Genomic DNA, 18628 nt, shown 5'->3' with positions numbered 1-18628 from the left:
TCAATAGGTTACTTATAATCCTAACTATAGTTAGCCTTTCATAAGTAGCGATGCAACAAAGCCATCCCAGTGTCAAGCACTGGGATGACACCCTACTTAGCCGTCATACCGCGATTCATTCGCGGTATCTCTAGATCCCGCTCACAAGCAGCGGGATGACGATTGTCGTTTAGCTATAAATATTTAAGAAATTTACCAAATAAAAAAAAGGCAAAGAAAACCTAGGGTAGCTAGTATTCAAATTCTCCCTTGTTCTATTTGACGTCTTTTGATGTCTTAAACGCTTTATAAGCGCGTTTCGGCTTGTATAGGTAGAAACCCAGAAGTTTTATAAAGACATGAGGTGCACATAGTACAAAAAATTAAGCATGATTTACGCCAAATACAAAGTTCCCTTTGTCGTTTTAATCTGCAGATTGCGAAGATAAATAAATAGCTTCAGTTTCATGATAAGGGGGCTGGCGAAGGATGTCAAGTAATTTTCTTATTTCATTTAAATTGCTTGTAACCTTCTTATACACTCATCTTTACCAAGAATCACCATGATATCAATGATTCCAGGTGCATCCATTACTCCAGTTATAGGGGCGCGTAATGAGTGGTATACATCGCTTATTTTCATATCGTGCAATTTTGCACATTCCTTGATCTGAGAAGATAAAAAACCCTTATTCCAATTTTCATCACCGATCTTTGACAGAAATGATGCGAGTAACTTAATTATATTGAGGTTAGATTTGACAATTTGACAAGCTTCTTCACTTAAATCAAGTGGCGGATCTTGAATATAAAATTTTGCTAAATCCAATAATTCGGTCAGGTAGTTTGCTCTTTTTTTTAGCTCTGTCAGTCCCTGCAGTAAATAGCCCTTTTTTTTGTCAGTTAGAGTATTTTCTCTAAGCATTAGAGTCAGAATATCTTCATTGCTCATATTACTAATATAGTGGTTATTCAAATGCTCCAGTTTTTTGAAATCGAGCCGTGCAGGTGAACGACCAATACTTTCTAAATTAAACCACTCTATTGCTTGCTCATCGCTAATAATCTCATCGTTGCCGTGACTCCAGCCAAGTCTCAGCAAGTAATTACGCATCGCTTTTGGCAATATTCCCATCTTTTCATAATCGCAAACGCTTGTGGCACCATGCCTTTTGGATAGCTTATTCCCATCTTCCCCATGGATAAGCGGCACATGTGCAAAGCGTGGAATGTCAAAATCAAGAGCCTGGTATATTAGCAGATGTTTAAAGGTATTAGTGAGATGGTCAGAGCCACGTATTATATCAGTTATTCCAGCATCATGATCGTCAACTACTACGGCAAAAATATATGTTGGAGTGTTATCAAAGCGTAAGATTACTATGTCATCAAGCTGGTCGCTATTTACTTTGATTTGGCCGTATATTTTGTCATCAATGACGATCTCTTGTGAGTCTGGCACTTTGAAACGGATAACTGACCTCACACCCGATGTCATTCCAGCGCGTGACCACATATTCTTTTCTGGATCCCAGTGTCGGCTACTTGGATGACAAGAAGGAGGTTTTGTAGTACACTTATGCTTATATATCTTGCCCTCCTCTCTTGCTTTTGTCTTCCTTTCTGTAACTTCATCTTCAGGGCAATAACAGTGATACGCCCTACCCCTCTCAACTAAAAGGTTTGCTACTTCAATGTGCCGCTCTATTCTTTTTGACTGATATACTATTTCCCCATCATAGCTCATACCGAGCCATCTTAGCCCTTCTATAATTGCATCAATTGCTTCTTGCGTTGAACGTTTTCTGTCGGTGTCTTCAATTCTCAGCAAAAACTTGCCACCATGATGCTTTGCATAGAGCCAATTAAATAACGCAGTACGAGCCCCACCAATGTGCAAAAACCCTGTTGGTGATGGAGCGAATCTAGTGACTACGTCTGGCATATTTGTCTATTACAGTAATGTAAGTGATGATAGCTAAAATTTATGTTTGTAACAATTTAGAATTTATTTATTCTGAGAGATAAAATTTTATTTATTTTTCATAAATTGTGTTGCATAATTTAGTATTGGTTAAATATAGCGAGGTGAGTTATGATTGGATCTTTAAGTGAGGAAATAGAACAACTGCTTTTAGATAATGAAGCTAATGTCAGTTGGCGTTACACCGGCCCATTTGATAAAACAAAACAAAGAGTACAGGCAGATAATCTCCTGCATTTAGCTGCAAGAATACAAAACAAAGGTAAATTTGTAGACATTTGTAAGAAGAACATTGCTTCTGTAACTGCGCATAATGAATATGGAGATAATCCATTTCATGAAGCAGCAAGAAGTGGAATTTTGCTGCCTGCAGTACAAGAGATTGTGAATGACTTAGAGACGGAAGCTGATAACAAAATTACGAAAGCAGAAGAAGCTGGAAGTCGGAAAGAAGTAAGCAGATTGAAAGAGGAACTCAAATGTAATAAAAAATATATTAAAGATGCGCTCTGCAGTAAAGGCTATGCTTTTAATAAGAAGAGGGAAACTCCTCTTTATTACTTAAATGCTGCACAACAGAAAGAAATTAAGCAAATCGCAGGCATAAAAGACAGCTTTATATGTAACCAGAAGTTTCACCTGTGCTTATATATAATAGGAGCGATAGCATGTATCGCTGCTTTATGTTTGTCTTTATACTTTTTATTTTTAGTTTCTCAATCTTTTGCACTAAGCTCGATGGTTGCAATAGCTTCTGGCGGAGTCACATACCTGTCAGTTAAAGCATGTAGCGAGATACATGCCTTGCATAACGAAAGCACTTTAGTGGAAAATGCTAATGTACAACTTGCAGGAGAAAGTTTAGGTGTTTGATGAAGCTAGAAATTACTTGCAGGCAATGATATAGGAATTTACTTTCTTAACTTCAGAAAGTATACTCATACGATGATAGAAAAGAAGTACAGTAAGATTTTAATAGCAAACAGGGGAGAGATTGCCTGCAGGATTATCAGAACTGCCCATAAGATGGGTATATCTTGTGTGTGCATATACTCGGATGCAGATGTAAATTCTGTGCATGTAAGACAAGCAGATGAGTCAAGATATATCGGCCCTTCGCCATCTTGCCTCAGTTATTTAAACATTGAAAAAATATGTGAAGTAGCAGTTGAAACAGGTGCGCAGGCAGTTCATCCTGGCTATGGTTTTTTAGCAGAGAATCCAGATTTTCCACGTGCTTTGCAGAAGCATAATATAGACTTCATTGGCCCCAGTGCAGAAACAATAGAAGTTACAGCCAACAAAATAACAGCAAAAGAAGCGGCAAGAAAAGCTGGAGTGAATGTAGTGCCAGGATATATGGGTAAGATCAGCGATGCTGCCCATGCAGCTCAAGTTGCTGAAGAGATCGGTTTTTCCGTTATGCTCAAAGCTGCATCAGGCGGTGGTGGCAAGGGAATGCGAATAGTAAATTCCAAAAAAGAAATTGAACTAGCGTTCACATCAGCAACAAATGAAGCAGAGAAAAGTTTTAAGGATGGCAGTATCTTTATAGAGAAATATATAGAACTACCAAGACATATTGAAATACAAATCATAGCAGATAAATATGGCAATATAGTTTGTCTTGGAGAAAGAGAATGCTCGATACAAAGGAATAATCAGAAAATAATAGAAGAAACGCCAAGTCCATTCATTAGTGAAGAAGTAAGACAAAAAATGTATGTTCAATGTGTTTCTCTGGCAAAGCAAGTTGGCTATTTTTCAGCAGGCACTGTTGAGTTTGTTGTAGATAAAGACCAAAACTTCTATTTTCTTGAGGTAAATACGAGATTGCAAGTTGAGCATCCAGTAACAGAATTTATAACTGGAATAGACATAGTAGAAGAAATGATTAGAACTTCCTGTGGAGAGAAATTGAGATTCAATCAGGATGATATTAAACTTACTGGTTCTGCAATAGAAAGTAGAATTTGCGCTGAAGACCCATCGAAGAAATTTTTCCCTTCCAGCGGAAGAATAAAATATTACGATAAACCGGGTGAAAATGATTACATAAGAATAGATGATGGAGTTGCTGCAGGTTCAGAAATTAGCACGTTCTATGACTCAATGATTGCAAAAGTTATAACATGTGGAAAAGATAGAGTAGAAGCGATCAGCAGAATGCAAAAAGCATTGTCTGAATGCTATATAAAAGGAGTAACAAATAATATAGAATTTCTAGAATCCATCTTCCATCACCCAAATTTTATTGCAGCGAAGCTCCACACGAGATTTATTCCAGATCATTACCCTAGTGGGTTTCACGGCGATTTTATTACAGAAGAGTATATTAAAATATTTATTTTCACTACGTTATATGTTCATTTAGAAAATGAAGAAAGGTATTATCATAAGGCAGTGAATGAAACGCTTGTAGTTGTAATAAATGACAATGAGTACTCTGTAAACGTAAAGTACCAAGATAATACGTTAATAACAATATACAACCATAACGTATATTCTGTAAGTGGTAAGTGGAAATCAAGTCATGAGTTACTATATATTACAATTAATGATGATGCTGATATAACATTTAAAGTAGAAAAACAAGGCAGTAAATACTTCATAAGACATGCAGGTATGAAAGCTGAGTGTTGTATATTTAAACCTCATGTAGCTGAATTAAGTAAGTTAATGCTAAATAATGAAACAGAAGGGATTTCAGTAGATGCTGTAAAATCCCCAATATCTGGCTTATTAGTTAAATTACACGTAAATGTAGGAGATCAGGTAGAAATAGGACAACCTTTATTTGTTGTGGAAGCGATGAAAATGGAAAATATTATATGTGCTGAAGCAGCAATGGTGATAAAAAATATTCCCGTTCAAGAAGGAAAAAATGTGCAGATTGGTGATGTAGTCTGCTTCCTTAAATAACACAAGAAGTATAAACTTGACCCAAACAAGATAAATGAAAACACTTGATGAGCTATGGCAATGGCTATCGGTATGTGCAATAATAGAGTAATTACACCTAAAATGATCTGAATGACGACGGAGAGTAGCATAATATATACCGATTTTATGCTAGCATTTTTTACTGTGAGTATTACTACCAAAGTTAGTATTAGCAATGCCAGTGCTCGATGTATAAATTGCACTGTCGCTCTGTTCTCAAAGATATTCAGCCATATAGGGTGTAAGAAAAATAAATCTTCTGGAACGATTTGTCCGTCCATTAGTGGAAAGGTATTGTAAATCAAACCAGCATTTAATCCCGCAACAAACGCACCGAAAATTATTTGTATTACAATTAGGGCCAAAATCATCCCTGTATAGTATATAGTGTCACTACTAATCTTAAGTTTAGTTTGCTTTGGCCTGATTTGGTAATCAAAAAATTGATATGACAATAATGCAAAGATAATTAATGCTAATAATAAGTGAAGTGCAAGCCTATAGTGGCTAACATGAGGTTCAGTTACTAAACCACTTTTAACCATATACCAACCAGCAAAAGCTTGTAAAGCTCCAAATAATAATGCCATAAATAGCTTTATTACTACTTTTTTAGATATTTTTCTTCTTAATGTAAAATATATAAATGGCAGGACAAAGACTAAACCTGTTAGTCTTGCCACCAATCTGTGTACATATTCTATTAAGTATATAGCGCGAAACTCCTCCATACTAATACCATAGTTAAGTGCTTTATATTCAGGTGTAGCTTCGTATTTTAATTTTTCTTGTAGCCAGTCTTGTTCACTCAGTGGTGGTAATGTTCCAGTGATGGGTTTCCACTCCGTGATTGACAATCCCGCTCTTGTAAGTCTGGTAAATCCACCAATTCCTACCATAAGAATTACCATGACCGAGCAGAGAAAAAGCCAAATGGCTACAGGTTTTGCTTCCATAAACCATGTTTAGTTTTGTTCCATCGCTCAGGGTAAAGAATAAACTCCCACAAGGCAAGAAAAGCTGCAACACTATGTAGCAGACTATAGACCGGAAAAAATATCGATACTATATAAAAATAAAAAGACATCTTTTGCTGTTTGACAGCCATTACCAAAAGAATCAGGTTAGTAACGTATACCACTATAAAATAGTACAAAAATAATTTATTTAAAACTTTAGTTAATATCAATGAAAGCAGTAAAAATGGAGTAGTAAAAAATATAAAAGCTGCAGAGCCAACAAAAAGATTCAATAGCAAAATTCCCTTAAATCCAGTGTGTTTATAAAGTGACTTTATATTTTTTAAATGAACAATATAAGTTTGCATATATCCTTTGATCCAGCGCGCTCTTTGCTTAATCCAAGCAAATACAGCAATTGGTGACTCTTCCAATGTTTCTGAGTCAATCATCCTGGTTTTATATCCCATTTGCGCAAGTCTCAAACCAAGGTCAGCATCTTCGGTAACACTATAAGCATCCCAGAAAAACACTTTTTTTAGAATTTTTACTGAAAAATGATTACTGCTACCACCCAAAGGCATTGGCATGTTCATTTTTTGGAATCCAGGCAATAAGTATTGAAACCAGTTCATATACTCCAGAGAAAAGGATTTTGTGAGAAAATTATAATCACAATTATAGTAATTTAATTTCGCCTGTACACAGGCTAACTTATCGTCGCCCTTATTAAATTCAATCAGTGCTTTTTTTAACTGCAATGGGTCTGGTTTATCGTCCGCATCATATATTACTGCATACTTTCCTCTAGCAAAGCTCATAGCATAATTGCATGACTTGGCTTTTGTTCTAGGCAAAGAATGAGGCACTTTTATTACTTCAAAATACTGCGGTAAAGTGTACTTTTCTATAGCTGCTAGCGTTTCTTGGTCATCACTTTCTACCTGAAGCTTCACATCTAATTTTGATTTTGGATAATTCAAACTTTCAATGCTTTCGAGCAATTGCTCTATCACTGCACTTTCTTTAAAAGCAGGCAATAAAATAGTATATATAGGAAAATCTTCTTCATTCAGCTTACTATAATCCACTTTTTGGTTGGAGGTTTCACATAAGCTAAAAACTGTAGCTATAAACTTGAATAAATAACTAGAACATCCGATTATAAATATCAACATCAAAGCAAAATATGTATATTTCTCTGTTAGTGTTAAAATTGAAGTTACAATAAAGAAAGAAGCAAAAAATATTGAGCTTAGTTTAATGCTTTTAGCTGAAAAATTAGGATTCTTGTAATATAAGTATTTGCTTGCAAATTCTGAAATACCAAAGTGCGAGTTAAGAAGATTTAAAATCTGTTCGCTATCCACTTTTATTAATACATAGTCAATACCGTAATGAGCTTCGACCCAACGGTTGATATCTCGGCTTGTGTCTTCAGCCATAAAAAAAGTAGTATCATTTAATTTTTGCCAAGGAACTATATTAAATTTATAGTAAAAAAGTTTCTCTTGCTCTTTGCACAAACTAGAATCAAACTTAATTTTTTCTACATTATCAGCTTGAAGTATAGGCATCAAACCTAATGCAATTTTTTATTTAAGTCACGTGAAAATGAAGATATGACCTCACTACTACGCTTATCATCTTTACGTTCATACATTATTTTTTTTACAGCATCAGCAGCCATATTCGCTGTGTTAGCCTGTAAATCTCCAAGAGCTTTTTCAACTTGGTCAGTGACTTTCTTCAAGTTAGAATGGGCATTGTCATCTAATGTCTGATCTAGCTGCTGTCTATTGTGCTTAATGATACTATTAGCTTTATCAAGTGCTTCATTCATCATTTTATTAACTTCTGCATCTAATTCTTTGTATTTTTTAGAAGATTTTTTGTAATACTCCAACATATCTTTCCTGAATTTTTCAGTTTCTTCACTTGAAAATTTGCTTTTGTTACGCTTATTGTTAAGCGCATTTTTTATCACTTTCTTTAGCAATTTATACGAAAGGACAAAACTTACCAAGAAGGCAAGACCGATAATCAGTGATGTAGACATAAAAACCCCTAAAATTCTTTGGACACCAAGTCAGCAATAAATTCCTCTTCAATTTCAGAATTAGTCAATTTAGTATAATAAATTAAAGCAATACTAGTAGCCATTTGTTTTAACTGATCAGTATATTCAGATTTAAATTCTGCCACTTTTTTTTCAATAAGCTTGCTCTTTTTTTTGTCTTCCTCTTCTAATATATTCTTAACATTAGCTCTCATTTCTTCTACCTGAGCAAGTGCATCATCTATGATTTTTTTTGCCTGTATTCTAGCTTGGGTTAAAGCTGCGTTATACTTGGCAACCTGATCTCCCGTAAGTCTTAAAAGATGAACAGAACTATTAAAAGAATCCAATACTTCTTTACTTCTAGTGCTTATTATTTCATCTAACTTTGGCAAAAATAAACAACTTACTACGAAAAAAAGTGAAGAGAAAAAAATTAAAAACCAAAAAACTTGAGAAAAGAAAGTTGAAACATCAAGCTGTGGCATCTGTTAAGCAGCAAATATTAACAACATTGCAAGTACAAACGCAAGCAATCCCATGATTTCAACCATGGCAGCACCAATATAAACATAACTTTTCATTTTACCTTCTGATTCAGGGTTTCTCGCAATCCCATTTAACATAGCAGAGAAGATATTAGCTATACCTAAACCAGCACCGAGCATTCCAAACACAGCTAAACCAATTGCTATAAATTTTAAAGCTACTAAATCCATATATTTACCCTTAACTATTTCTTTATAATCTAATTGTAAAATATTCTACAAGGAAGTCAATTACTTTACTGCATCTGACAAATATACACATGTTAATATAGTAAATATATAAGCTTGTAAAATTGCAACAAATACTTCAAATCCTATCAATGCAATTATGAACAAAAACGGCGCAGGAGTGAGAAATATGTTCATATTTACAATAAACCCTGCTATCACTTTGATGATTGTATGACCAGCAATCATATTTGCTGCAAGCCTTATTGATAGGCTAATCGGCCTTACTAAATAAGCAAACAACTTAATAATAATTATTATAGGTGCAAGCCACGAAGGAGTTCCTTTTGGTAGCAATATGCGTAAAAATTCTACTCCCCTTTCTTTAAATCCAACAATCGTTATATAAATAAAAACCACCATCGATAAAGCGAAGGTGACTATCACATGACTTGTGACCGTGAAACTATAAGGAAGAACACCAACCAAATTACACGATAAAATGAAAATAAATACTGTGAATATCAATGGAATGTGCTGCAAGCCTTTGCTTCCAGTGTTACTTTCTATTATTGAGATAACAAAATCATATACATACTCAACTGCAGCTTGCAAATATCCTGGTATTACTGACCCCTTCTTTATTCCAAAAAGCAAAAAGAGTATCATCAATATCACCGAAATCATCGTGAAAAAAGATGAATTGGTAAAGCTTACGTCATACCCAAATAACCTGGGTAACTCTATTACCGTACATACTTTAAACTGCTCCAGCGGATTTAATGCCATTTTAATCTGAACTATCAACAGTAAATAAAGTATGAATTTTATAGGACAAAGTCAAGAGTTAAGATTATGTAGAGCTCTGTATCATTATAGCATTAGCATATTAACAAAATATGTAATCAAAATGCCAATTACAGTAACTCTTGACTTAACATCTTATTTTAATTATAATTTAATTTTTAGTGAGGTATATAATGAACGAAATAGATTTTATTAACACTAATCATCCTTTGAATTTAGAGCAGGAATTTGGCAACGGATACATCAAATTGACAGATAGCTCCTTTAACGAACATACTGGCAATTATCACATAGGAAGCGAAATACTAGATGAAAGCCATAATATGATAGGAGACTTAACTATAGATGGCTACATTCATAGCTTCCATGCAGATAACCACAATATGAATCTTAAATTCTTTACGGAAATAGATTTAAAAGGTGATATAAAGAAGATAAATTCTCTTCACAAGAAGATATAAAGTTACAAAAGCTTCTACATCATTGCTCATGATGTAGAAGTATTCCACTACAATAAGCTTTAAAATCACTACATTTTACATTACAATAACTTTTTCACTTCTTTTTAGGTCCATGAAATTCACATTATCTTGGTTATTAGAGTACTTAGAAACCAATGCTAGTTTAGAAGAAATTACCGATAAATTAACTCACATAGGGTTAGAAGTAGAAGATGTGATCGACAATACCAAATTAGCTGGGCTTATCGTTGCAGAGGTATTAGAAGTCGTACCTCATCCAAATGCCGATAAATTAAAATTATGTAAAGTAAATGATGGGAGTAAAATTCTACAAATAGTTTGCGGAGCAAACAATGTTAGAGAAGGTATGAAAACTGTGCTTGCATCTCTTGGTAGCACATTGCCAGAAAGTGATCTCACAATTAAGTCCACAAAAATACGAGGAATGCTAAGTGAAGGGATGCTCTGCTCTGCTTCTGAACTTGCGCTGGTTCAAGAGAAAAGTGAAGGAATAATCGAGCTTTCTGATGATTATAAAGTAGGGGATAAATTTTTCAATTGTGACCCTGTAATTGATATAAATGTTACTCCAAATCGTGGAGATTGCTTAGGCATTTATGGAATAGCTCGCGACCTTGCTGCAACTGGAATTGGGACATTAAAGACTTTAAGCATTCCACAACTTACCAGCTCCATAAATTCACCAATCGATGTTGAAGTTATTGACGGGGAAAGTTTTATTAGTGGAATATACATCGCCAATGTAAAAAATCAAGAAAGCCCAAAATGGTTAAAAGATAGGCTGGAGTCGATAGGAATGCGCTCCATTTCTGCAATAGTTGATATCACGAACTATATTATGATATCTTTCAGCCGCCCAATGCACGCGTATGATGCAAAAAAAATAGAAGGAGAGCTCACAGTACGCAAAGCAAACGACGGAGAAAAATTTGCTGGTTTAAACGGTAAAGAATACTTATTAAACAAAGACATAAGCGTTATTGCAGGTGATAAAAATATCCATGGAGTTGCTGGAATTATAGGTGGTAAGTGCAGTGAATGTACTTTTGAAACTACCAATATTTTTTTGGAATTAGCTTTGCTCGATCCAATCTCTATTGCCAAATCCTCAAGGGAGCTCGGCATCTCCACAGACGCTAGTTACAGATTTGCACGTTCAGTTGATCCTGGATTCACTTTTGATGGACTCAACCTTGCAGCTAAAATGATTCTGGACTTATGTGGTGGAGAAACCTCAAGCGTAGTGTCTGCTGGCAGTTTAGATAGTGCTGACACCAAGGTGAGCTTTGATTATCAGGATGTGAACAAGTTTGGAAGTGTGTCTGTATCGCCTGATGAGGTGCTTGATATCTTAACGAAACTAGGGTTTAGTATTGATAAAAAAACCGAAGGCAATTGGAATGTACAAGTACCAAGCTGGAGACCGGACGTGACTATACCTGCTGACCTAATTGAAGAAGTAACAAGAATATACGGCTATGACAAAATAAAAGAAGAACCACTACCAAATAATGTTGAAGAAGTAGATAGTACATACGACAATTTGCGTATTTTGATGACAAACAGAGGATTTCATGAAGTGCTAACCTGGTCGTTTATGAGTGAATCAACAGCTGAAAAATTTGGTTACTCGAATAAGTTATTTATCATCGATAATCCGTTTAACAATAACTTTAATATGATGAGACCAAGTATTATGCCAAATTTATTGCAAGTTACTGCTGATAATATTGCCCATGGAATATCTGATCTTGCAATCTTCGAAATCGGGCCGATTTACGATGGTGAAGCTCAGTCTAAACATGTCTTAAGTGGAATAAGAACAGGAAATAATTTACCGCGAAACCATTATAATACTGATAGGAAAGTAGATGTTTTTGACGCAAAGGCTGATTGCATAGCAGCTTTGGAGTTTTTTAACGTCAATTGTGATAATTTAATGATAGAAAGAGCAGAAAAAGAATATTATCACCCAGGAAAGTCAGGTACCTTATCTTTTAGAAGTAAAATAGTTGGTTATTTGGGGGAATTGCACCCAAGTGTACCGGATTTGTTTGATATCAAACAAAAAATTGTAGGCTTTGAGGTAATATTAGAAAATATCGGAAATTTACCTGTAAGTAGAAAGAAATTTATCGATTATAAATACCAAAGTGTAAAACGTGATTTCGCATTTATTGTAAATAAGGATGTGGAAGTAGGTAACATAATCAATGTGGTAAAAAAAAGCTCAGAGCTCATCACAGAAGTTTTAGTATTTGATATATACCACGGGAACAATATAGAGCCGAATAAAATGTCTATAGCGTTGTCAGTTACTTTTTGCTCTCCAATCCACACTTTAACTGAAAAAGAGATCCAAAAAGAATCAAGTACTATAGTTAATTTAGTATGTGAAAATACCGGAGGAACTTTGAGAACTCATCATTGAACCGCAATCATAGTGTTCTGCTGTTCTTCTGCTGCTGTGTCACACTTACTTCATCCAATCTATTCCCTATCTTGAATTCAATATCCTTAAAAAATCTATCCCACATTCCATGCAAATGCTCTTCTATTTTAGGCCATACATCATCCTTAAATTTTTCTCCATCATCAGAAAATAAATCACCTAAAAAAGCCCCAGCTTTCTCATAATTTGATTCGAAATGTTGAAGAAATGTCTCTCCTTCCTTATAAGAGTTGTGTGCCACCTCTAACGCTTTTCTTTCTGTAGCCTCTTTGTAAACATTCGATGCTCCCATCCTTATTGTACCAAGCACAATTTTACCCCAGTTCTTAACTTTCTGTATATAACCTTCACTATTTCCTGGTATATTATTTATTATATTTTTTGTCAAATTGTCTATCAAAGGAGACAATAAATTTTGACTAAAATGTTTGATATTATCTTTTGTTTTAATTACAGGATATTTGATGCATCTTTCTGCTAAACAGTACTCAAGTTCTGCTTTCTCGAATAATTTCTTGATTTCTTTTTCATTAAAAGTTTCTTGCTTAAGCACCTCCAACAACTCATCTTCTATTACTGCAAATTTTATTTTTTCACGAGATTCTAGTTCTTCTCTGTAATCATTTGTTGCTTTTTCATTTATCAATGATTCTTTTTTGTCTGATTCTAATTGTCCTAATGCTTTTAGAATTTCTTCATTCCTTTTTAAGAGCACTTCTATTGATCTTGTACCCGGATGCCCTTTTTCCCTGTTATTTTGTTCAGCTTGTAAACGCTTATTTTGATCTTTGAGTGTTTGTTCTAATGTAGATTTTTCTAAATGTCCTTCATCTTGCACGCGAAAAACTTCAATTATTTCTGCTAGACCTGATTCACCATATTTTCTTAATTTCTTGCATAAACGTAAAACACCCTTTTTTTGTTCTCGAAGTAACCTTTGCACTTTATATTTTTTTATTTCTAAATACATCTTTTCTATAAAGTCATTTATTTTAGCTGAAGCTTCCTTATCCGATGGAACCTTTACTTTTTTTTCTAAATCTTCAAGCTGCTTCCTTAGGCTTTGCTTCTCCTTATCCGGTATATCTGATTGACTTAACTCACCTTGAACTTTTTTCATTACTGATTTTATCAGCCTGCGCTCAATCTCTTGATCATCATATTCGAATTTAAAAAGGTCTTCTAACCCCCTTTTTAAGGTGTCATTTGTTAAGCTACTGTTTTCATGTATTTCTTTTAATTTCTTATATATATTGTTACACCTTGTTTGACCTATTCCTCTTAAACGTTCAATTTCTTCTTTCGCATTACCTAAGGCTTTCTCTGTTGCTTGGAGATGCTTATTTTTATAAATATCAATTACTGTCCTTTTAACTATTTCGCCTTCCTTTATAAGCTTTTTCCATTCCGCCTCATGTACAGAAAATTCATCATCTTTTGAGTCTTCTACTTCCATTCCTGCGTTTTTCAAATCTTCTATTATAATCTCTTTTCTACTTGGTAATTCCTTACCTTGGCTCTCCAGCTCTTGTTTCACTAATATACCTTCTAGCACGTCTTCTAATGAAAAATCTTCTTCTCTTTTTTGTGCAAATTTAATTGCTTGTATAAAGGCAACTTGATAGGCGTTGTATATTAAGTGAGTTGTCAACTTAGAATCTATACTACTCACCACTTTCAGTCTGAATTCGTTCAACAATTCCTTCAGTTTATCATATGTAATATCTTTCTTTTCTAGCTTCATCAGCTCTTCCATAGTCTTTGCAAACTCTTGAATAGAAGTTGCAAGCACATCCTTGATTTCATTACGTAAAGGCTTAAGACCATTTTTTAAGTGGATATTAGCTGACAATTTTAGTACAGCATTGTGTTTTGGATCTTCGTATAAATCTCTAAGTAGTTGTTTAAATTGCAATGGAAACTTAACTTCCATATCCCACTTAATGTCTGTTTCAATAGCCTCTATTTCATGAAAAGATACCTCAATATTTTGGTGTTCATTTTGACATAACCCACTACTCACTTTAAGAACATCAACCAAAGAATGAGATAATTTTCTGTTTGTAAGATAAAAAGTAGCTAAGGCGGGTGTTGCAGGAATAAGCAAGAGTAGAAGTATAGGTATACTAACAAGAATCGCTACTGCAGCAAGAACACCATATGCCAATCTTTTTGCTGTACTTTCACTTACTTCACTTTTTTTTGTCTTACTCTCCTCTGAACTGATTTGTATCTTATCATTTGTTTTAAACTTATTATATATGACTAATCCTAACACAGTAAAAACTATATAAGGAAACATTAAAACCGATAGTGCTAAATTCAATACCCGTTTTTCCGGGCAAGCTCTGTTTATTTCCTTAAATATTCCGCTTGATATATTATACCAAGAAGTAAAAAAGTCAGAGTTATAATCTTTATAATGAAATATACTGAGTGGAATGTCAAAATCAGCAGTCCTACAATCAAAGAATTCCTCTTGTCCTTCCGAAGTGTCAGTAGATTCCTGCGGGATATTACTAATTAACCAGCCCTGTTCTTCCATAGCATCAAAAAACTCTTCTTGCTCTTCTAAAGTAACATTGGAAATAGATTCTACTTTACCTAAATCATCACTGTTGTTATTCAAACCAACAACTTTCTCACAATCTACAACAGCATTCATACCATAACCTTATCCAATTACCTTAAGTATAGCACAAACACTGACGATTTTCAACTACTGACAATCTAACTTAATACCAACACTTAAATCCTGATATTCCTTAGAATAAAAGTTAGTTCCAATTTCTGTATTAATTTCTAAAGATAAGGAAAGAGTCTGCTCTTTTATGTATTCACTCCATTTACTTGTCGCTTTCTTAATTTTCTCATCTTTTGTTTTTATGATCACCTTAATTCGATCAGATATATGAAAATCAGCTTGTTTCCTAGTTTCCTGAATAAGTCTCACGACATCTCTTGCAAGCCCCTCTAGAATTAATTCATCATTTAAAGTGGTGTTCAGAATCACAATTCCTCTGTTATTATCAAACACGGAGGAAAATTCACTGTTTGCTTTTAATAATAGTTCATATTCGCCTTTTTCGATAATGTAGTTTTCTGATTCATCTCCCAAAAATATTGAACCTTTTGCGGAACCTTCTGTCATTCCAGCGCGTGACACTGGAATCTGCATCTTGATCCCAGTGTCAGCTACTTGGATGACGTCGAAGTGAGTTTTTTCAACTTGCCACCATTTCCCCTCTTTGACATATTGAACTAGTTTCTTAATTTTATCTGGAACTCTTCTTCCAAGCACAGGAAAATTTAATTTTAACTCTAGTGATGCAATACCTTCGAGCCTGTTTACTAACTCTAGCTTTTTTACATTTACCTCATCTTTTATCATCTCTTGATATTCATCTTCAAGAAAACCGCAGGAAGACTGATGATAAATGATCATACTGCCAAGTGGCTGTCTGATACGTATGTTAAAAGTGTTTCTAATAGAGAGTGCAGAGTTGCATATCTCTCTCACCAAATCCATCTTGGCAATGAGCTGACTATCAAACTTCTCTAATTGTGGAAAATCAGCCAAATGAACAGATGTTTCTTCATACTTAAGCCCTTGCCATATATTCTCTGTTATAAGTGGCAACAAAGGAGCTGCAGCTCTTAGTATGTAATAAAAAACTGTATATAGAACATTATAAGCATCAGTTTTATCCTGATCCAAATCACCTTTCCAAAAACGCTCGCGACTGCGACGAATATACCAATTATTTAGCACTTCAAAAAAGTTCATTAAAATTTTGCAAGCCTCTTGGGAGTTATAGTTGTTCATAAAAGCTTGGATACCTTCTACAGCTTCAAAACACTTGGAAATCATGTAACGATCAATAGTGCTTTGATAATCCTTACAAACTTCAGCTTTAATCCCATCTGCATTTGCATACATGGTAAAAAAGTGATAGCTATTCCAAATAGGTTTTATTACGTTTTTCAGAACATCTCGTATTGAGTTTCCCTCTTTATCAAGCAGCAAATTACCACCACAAACAATAGATCCAGAAAGCATAAGAAAACGCAGTGCATCAGAACCATATCTATCAAAAACCTCCATTGGATCTGCATAGTTATTCAAACGTTTGGACAACTTTTGCCCTTTTACATCCAAAACAACACCGTGGCATATGCAGTTCTTAAATGGTTCCCTATCAAACAAAGCAGTGGACAATACAAAGAGCGTATAAAACCACCCCCTGGTTTGCGCTATGTATTCAGTGATAAAATCCGCAGATTCAAACCACTCCTTATTTTCAAACGGATAGTGGATTTGCGCAAATGGCATCGAGCCAGATTCAAACCAGCAGTCAAACACGTCAGGTACACGGCGCATAACTGATTTTCCTGCTGGATCATCAGGATTTGGTCTTGTTAAAGTATCGATAAATGGTCTGTGCAAGTCGTCTATTTTAACATTAAAATCTCTCTCCAGTTCTTCTATTGAACCATATACATCTACTCTTGGATATCTCGCATCGTCTGATTTCCATACAGGGATTGGCGTACCCCAGAATCGATTGCGTGAAATTGACCAGTCGTGTGCCCCTTCAAGCCATTTTCCAAATTGACCATCTCTAATGTGGTTTGGTATCCAATTAACTCTCTTATTTAGCTCTACCATTCTGCTTTTGAATTTTGTAACAGCAACATACCAAGAAGGCATAGTGCGATAGATCAAAGGAGTGTCAGTTCTCCAGCAGTGTGGATAATTGTGAATATATTGTTCAGTTTTAAACCAATTCCCTTGCTCTTTTAATTTTTTTATTACTGTATCATTGGTATCAAAAACATGAACCCCTGCCAAATCTGAAATTTCAGCAGTAAATTTTCCACTGTTATCAATTGGACAAATAACTGGAATATCATGGCTTTGGCAAAGGTAAAAATCTTCCTCACCAAATCCAGGAGCAGTGTGCACAACGCCAGTACCATCTTCTTCCGTCACATAATCAGCAATAAAAACGCGAAATGCATTTTTTGTGTCTTTAAAATAGTCAAACAGTGGTTTGTAAGAAAGACCTGCAAGATCATTCGCTTTAAGTTTTATATTGCAGTTTTCATATGGAATATTGTTTTGTTCAGAGTGGCTGATAAATTTCTCTAAGTAGCTTTCAGCAAAAATGTATATTTCACCATTCATTGAACTTCCTTCACTACTCCCTGTCATCCCAGTGCCCAGACACTGGGATCCAGAAATAGATTCCAGCGTCACGCGCTGGAATGACATCAAAGGGTGGACTGACACTGCACAATACTTAATATCTTTTCCTATTGCTAAAGCCAAGTTGCTCGGCAACGTCCAAGGAGTTGTAGTCCAAGCAAGTAATTTACACTTTCGTTTAACACTTTTAAATTGCTGTGGGTTTTCTAAAAGCTCAAATGCAACAGTTACAGCTTTACTAACTTTTTCTCTATACGCGTTATCAAGCCTTGTTTCGAAATTAGATAATGGAGTTTCGCATGCCCAGCTATATGGTACAACGCGCACTGATTCATACACCAGACCCTTATCATAAAGCTGCTTGAATGCCCACATGACCGACTCCATGAATGATTTATCCATAGTCTTATAGTCATTGTGAAAGTCTACCCACCTTGCTTGCCTATTTACATACTTCTCCCACTTTGATGAAAATTTCATCACAGAAGTACGGCAATGATCGTTAAATTTATCTATACCAAACTTCTCTATCTCAATTCTACCAGATATTCCAAGTTCTTTTTCTGCACCCATCTCAGCCGGCAATCCATGGCAATCCCAGCCAAATCTACGTTCAACCCTTTTTTGAAGCATAGTTTGATATCTTGCAAATGCGTCTTTGATGAAACCAGTGAGTAAATGTCCATAATGCGGAAGTCCATTTGCAAATGGAGGCCCATCATAAAACACAAAACAATTATCCTTAGAACGTTCTCCAACTGACCGCTCAAAAACTTTGTTTTCCTGCCAAAATTTTATGATTTCTTTTTCTAATGACGAAAAATCAGGACTACTTACTGTATCAGGATAATGCTTTGACTTCATGTTCGCTATGTAAAACTAAAGAATATAGGGCTTTCTGAAAAATTACAAATTCAAAAATATTTCCGTAGCCCACACCCCAACAAATTATAGCTCTTTTCATAGAAGTCCGGATGTGATAAGATAAGGATAGACGATGATAAGGAGGTTGAGTGCCAGCAGCATATAGTTATGACT

13 protein-coding genes are annotated in these 18628 nt (G+C 34.9%); 4 read left to right on the top strand and 9 right to left on the bottom strand.

The genetic code is table 11. The features are described 5' to 3' along the window. Positions 1-493: 493 nt before the first annotated feature. Positions 494-1924, bottom strand: a complete 1431-nt coding sequence (gene gltX / locus OZD66_RS00140; RefSeq protein WP_182367406.1) for a glutamate--tRNA ligase — start codon at positions 1922-1924, stop codon at positions 494-496. 150 nt (positions 1925-2074) lie between these two features. Between gltX and OZD66_RS00135 the strand changes: the two genes are divergently transcribed. Together OZD66_RS00135 and OZD66_RS00130 are read left to right on the top strand one after the other, a co-directional pair. After that, entirely contained in the window at positions 2075-2836 is a 762-nt protein-coding gene (locus OZD66_RS00135) for an ankyrin repeat domain-containing protein (RefSeq protein ID WP_182367403.1), read from the top strand. Positions 2837-2908: 72 nt separating this feature from the next. Beyond that, positions 2909-4885, top strand: a complete 1977-nt coding sequence (locus OZD66_RS00130; protein WP_182367400.1) for an acetyl-CoA carboxylase biotin carboxylase subunit — start codon at positions 2909-2911, stop codon at positions 4883-4885. Here the strand turns inward: OZD66_RS00130 and OZD66_RS00125 are convergent. The 6 genes from OZD66_RS00125 to OZD66_RS00100 are packed head-to-tail and all read right to left on the bottom strand — an operon-like array spanning position 4834 to position 9429. After that, positions 4834-5862 (bottom strand): COX15/CtaA family protein, encoded by a 1029-nt coding sequence (locus OZD66_RS00125; protein ID WP_182367398.1) that lies wholly within the window; start codon positions 5860-5862, stop codon positions 4834-4836. The two genes, OZD66_RS00130 and OZD66_RS00125, sit on opposite strands and share 52 nt — an antisense overlap. Further along, positions 5844-7442 carry a glycosyltransferase family 2 protein gene (locus tag OZD66_RS00120; RefSeq protein WP_182367395.1) on the bottom strand — a complete coding sequence of 533 codons (1599 nt, stop codon included), beginning with the start codon at positions 7440-7442 and terminating at the stop codon, positions 5844-5846. Before OZD66_RS00120 ends, OZD66_RS00125 begins: the two co-directional genes overlap by 19 nt. A gap of 5 nt (positions 7443-7447) precedes the next feature. Beyond that, positions 7448-7924: a F0F1 ATP synthase subunit B family protein gene (locus OZD66_RS00115; RefSeq protein WP_182367391.1), complete on the bottom strand. Its 477-nt coding sequence runs from the start codon at positions 7922-7924 to the stop codon at positions 7448-7450. An 8-nt stretch (positions 7925-7932) separates the two neighbouring features. Beyond that, entirely contained in the window at positions 7933-8412 is a 480-nt protein-coding gene (locus OZD66_RS00110; RefSeq protein WP_182367388.1) for a F0F1 ATP synthase subunit B family protein, read from the bottom strand. A 3-nt stretch (positions 8413-8415) separates the two neighbouring features. After that, a complete protein-coding gene (locus OZD66_RS00105) occupies positions 8416-8643 on the bottom strand; it encodes a F0F1 ATP synthase subunit C (RefSeq protein WP_006014985.1) in 228 nt (75 codons plus the stop codon). Between the two features lie 60 nt (positions 8644-8703). Continuing rightward, positions 8704-9429 carry a F0F1 ATP synthase subunit A gene (locus tag OZD66_RS00100; protein ID WP_182367385.1) on the bottom strand — a complete coding sequence of 242 codons (726 nt, stop codon included), beginning with the start codon at positions 9427-9429 and terminating at the stop codon, positions 8704-8706. A 191-nt stretch (positions 9430-9620) separates the two neighbouring features. Here OZD66_RS00100 and OZD66_RS00095 point away from each other — a divergent pair, with 191 nt between their 5' ends. Together OZD66_RS00095 and pheT are read left to right on the top strand one after the other, a co-directional pair. Continuing rightward, positions 9621-9908: a hypothetical protein gene (locus tag OZD66_RS00095; RefSeq protein ID WP_182367382.1), complete on the top strand. Its 288-nt coding sequence runs from the start codon at positions 9621-9623 to the stop codon at positions 9906-9908. A gap of 112 nt (positions 9909-10020) precedes the next feature. Next, complete coding sequence (gene pheT / locus OZD66_RS00090) at positions 10021-12360, top strand: phenylalanine--tRNA ligase subunit beta (RefSeq protein WP_182367379.1); 2340 nt, start codon at positions 10021-10023, stop codon at positions 12358-12360. A gap of 7 nt (positions 12361-12367) precedes the next feature. Here the strand turns inward: pheT and OZD66_RS00085 are convergent, their stop codons facing one another. Beyond that, the gene (locus tag OZD66_RS00085) at positions 12368-15046 is read right to left on the bottom strand and encodes a hypothetical protein (RefSeq protein ID WP_182367377.1); all 2679 of its coding nucleotides are present in this window, start codon (positions 15044-15046) and stop codon (positions 12368-12370) included. 54 nt (positions 15047-15100) lie between these two features. Further along, entirely contained in the window at positions 15101-18454 is a 3354-nt protein-coding gene (locus OZD66_RS00080) for a class I tRNA ligase family protein (RefSeq protein ID WP_182367374.1), read from the bottom strand. Between the last annotated feature and the right edge of the window lie 174 nt (positions 18455-18628).

The organism is Wolbachia endosymbiont of Drosophila baimaii (genome assembly GCF_028982185.1).
In the GTDB taxonomy this organism is placed as follows: Bacteria; Pseudomonadota; Alphaproteobacteria; order Rickettsiales; family Anaplasmataceae; genus Wolbachia; species Wolbachia pipientis.
This window is presented reverse-complemented; position numbering and strand designations above follow the sequence as displayed.

What these genes read in the sequence shown, in the direction of transcription:
- OZD66_RS00105 (WP_006014985.1), bottom strand. Translation starts at nt 8,643, where the DNA reads ATGGATTTAGTAGCTTTAAAATTTATAGCAATTGGTTTAGCTGTGTTT.
- pheT (WP_182367379.1), top strand. Translation starts at nt 10,021, where the DNA reads ATGAAATTCACATTATCTTGGTTATTAGAGTACTTAGAAACCAATGCT.
- OZD66_RS00125 (WP_182367398.1), bottom strand. Translation starts at nt 5,862, where the DNA reads ATGGAAGCAAAACCTGTAGCCATTTGGCTTTTTCTCTGCTCGGTCATG.
- OZD66_RS00085 (WP_182367377.1), bottom strand. Translation starts at nt 15,046, where the DNA reads ATGAATGCTGTTGTAGATTGTGAGAAAGTTGTTGGTTTGAATAACAAC.
- OZD66_RS00130 (WP_182367400.1), top strand. Translation starts at nt 2,909, where the DNA reads ATGATAGAAAAGAAGTACAGTAAGATTTTAATAGCAAACAGGGGAGAG.
- OZD66_RS00120 (WP_182367395.1), bottom strand. Translation starts at nt 7,442, where the DNA reads ATGCCTATACTTCAAGCTGATAATGTAGAAAAAATTAAGTTTGATTCT.
- OZD66_RS00080 (WP_182367374.1), bottom strand. Translation starts at nt 18,454, where the DNA reads ATGAAGTCAAAGCATTATCCTGATACAGTAAGTAGTCCTGATTTTTCG.
- OZD66_RS00135 (WP_182367403.1), top strand. Translation starts at nt 2,075, where the DNA reads ATGATTGGATCTTTAAGTGAGGAAATAGAACAACTGCTTTTAGATAAT.
- OZD66_RS00110 (WP_182367388.1), bottom strand. Translation starts at nt 8,412, where the DNA reads ATGCCACAGCTTGATGTTTCAACTTTCTTTTCTCAAGTTTTTTGGTTT.
- OZD66_RS00115 (WP_182367391.1), bottom strand. Translation starts at nt 7,924, where the DNA reads ATGTCTACATCACTGATTATCGGTCTTGCCTTCTTGGTAAGTTTTGTC.
- gltX (WP_182367406.1), bottom strand. Translation starts at nt 1,924, where the DNA reads ATGCCAGACGTAGTCACTAGATTCGCTCCATCACCAACAGGGTTTTTG.
- OZD66_RS00095 (WP_182367382.1), top strand. Translation starts at nt 9,621, where the DNA reads ATGAACGAAATAGATTTTATTAACACTAATCATCCTTTGAATTTAGAG.
- OZD66_RS00100 (WP_182367385.1), bottom strand. Translation starts at nt 9,429, where the DNA reads ATGGCATTAAATCCGCTGGAGCAGTTTAAAGTATGTACGGTAATAGAG.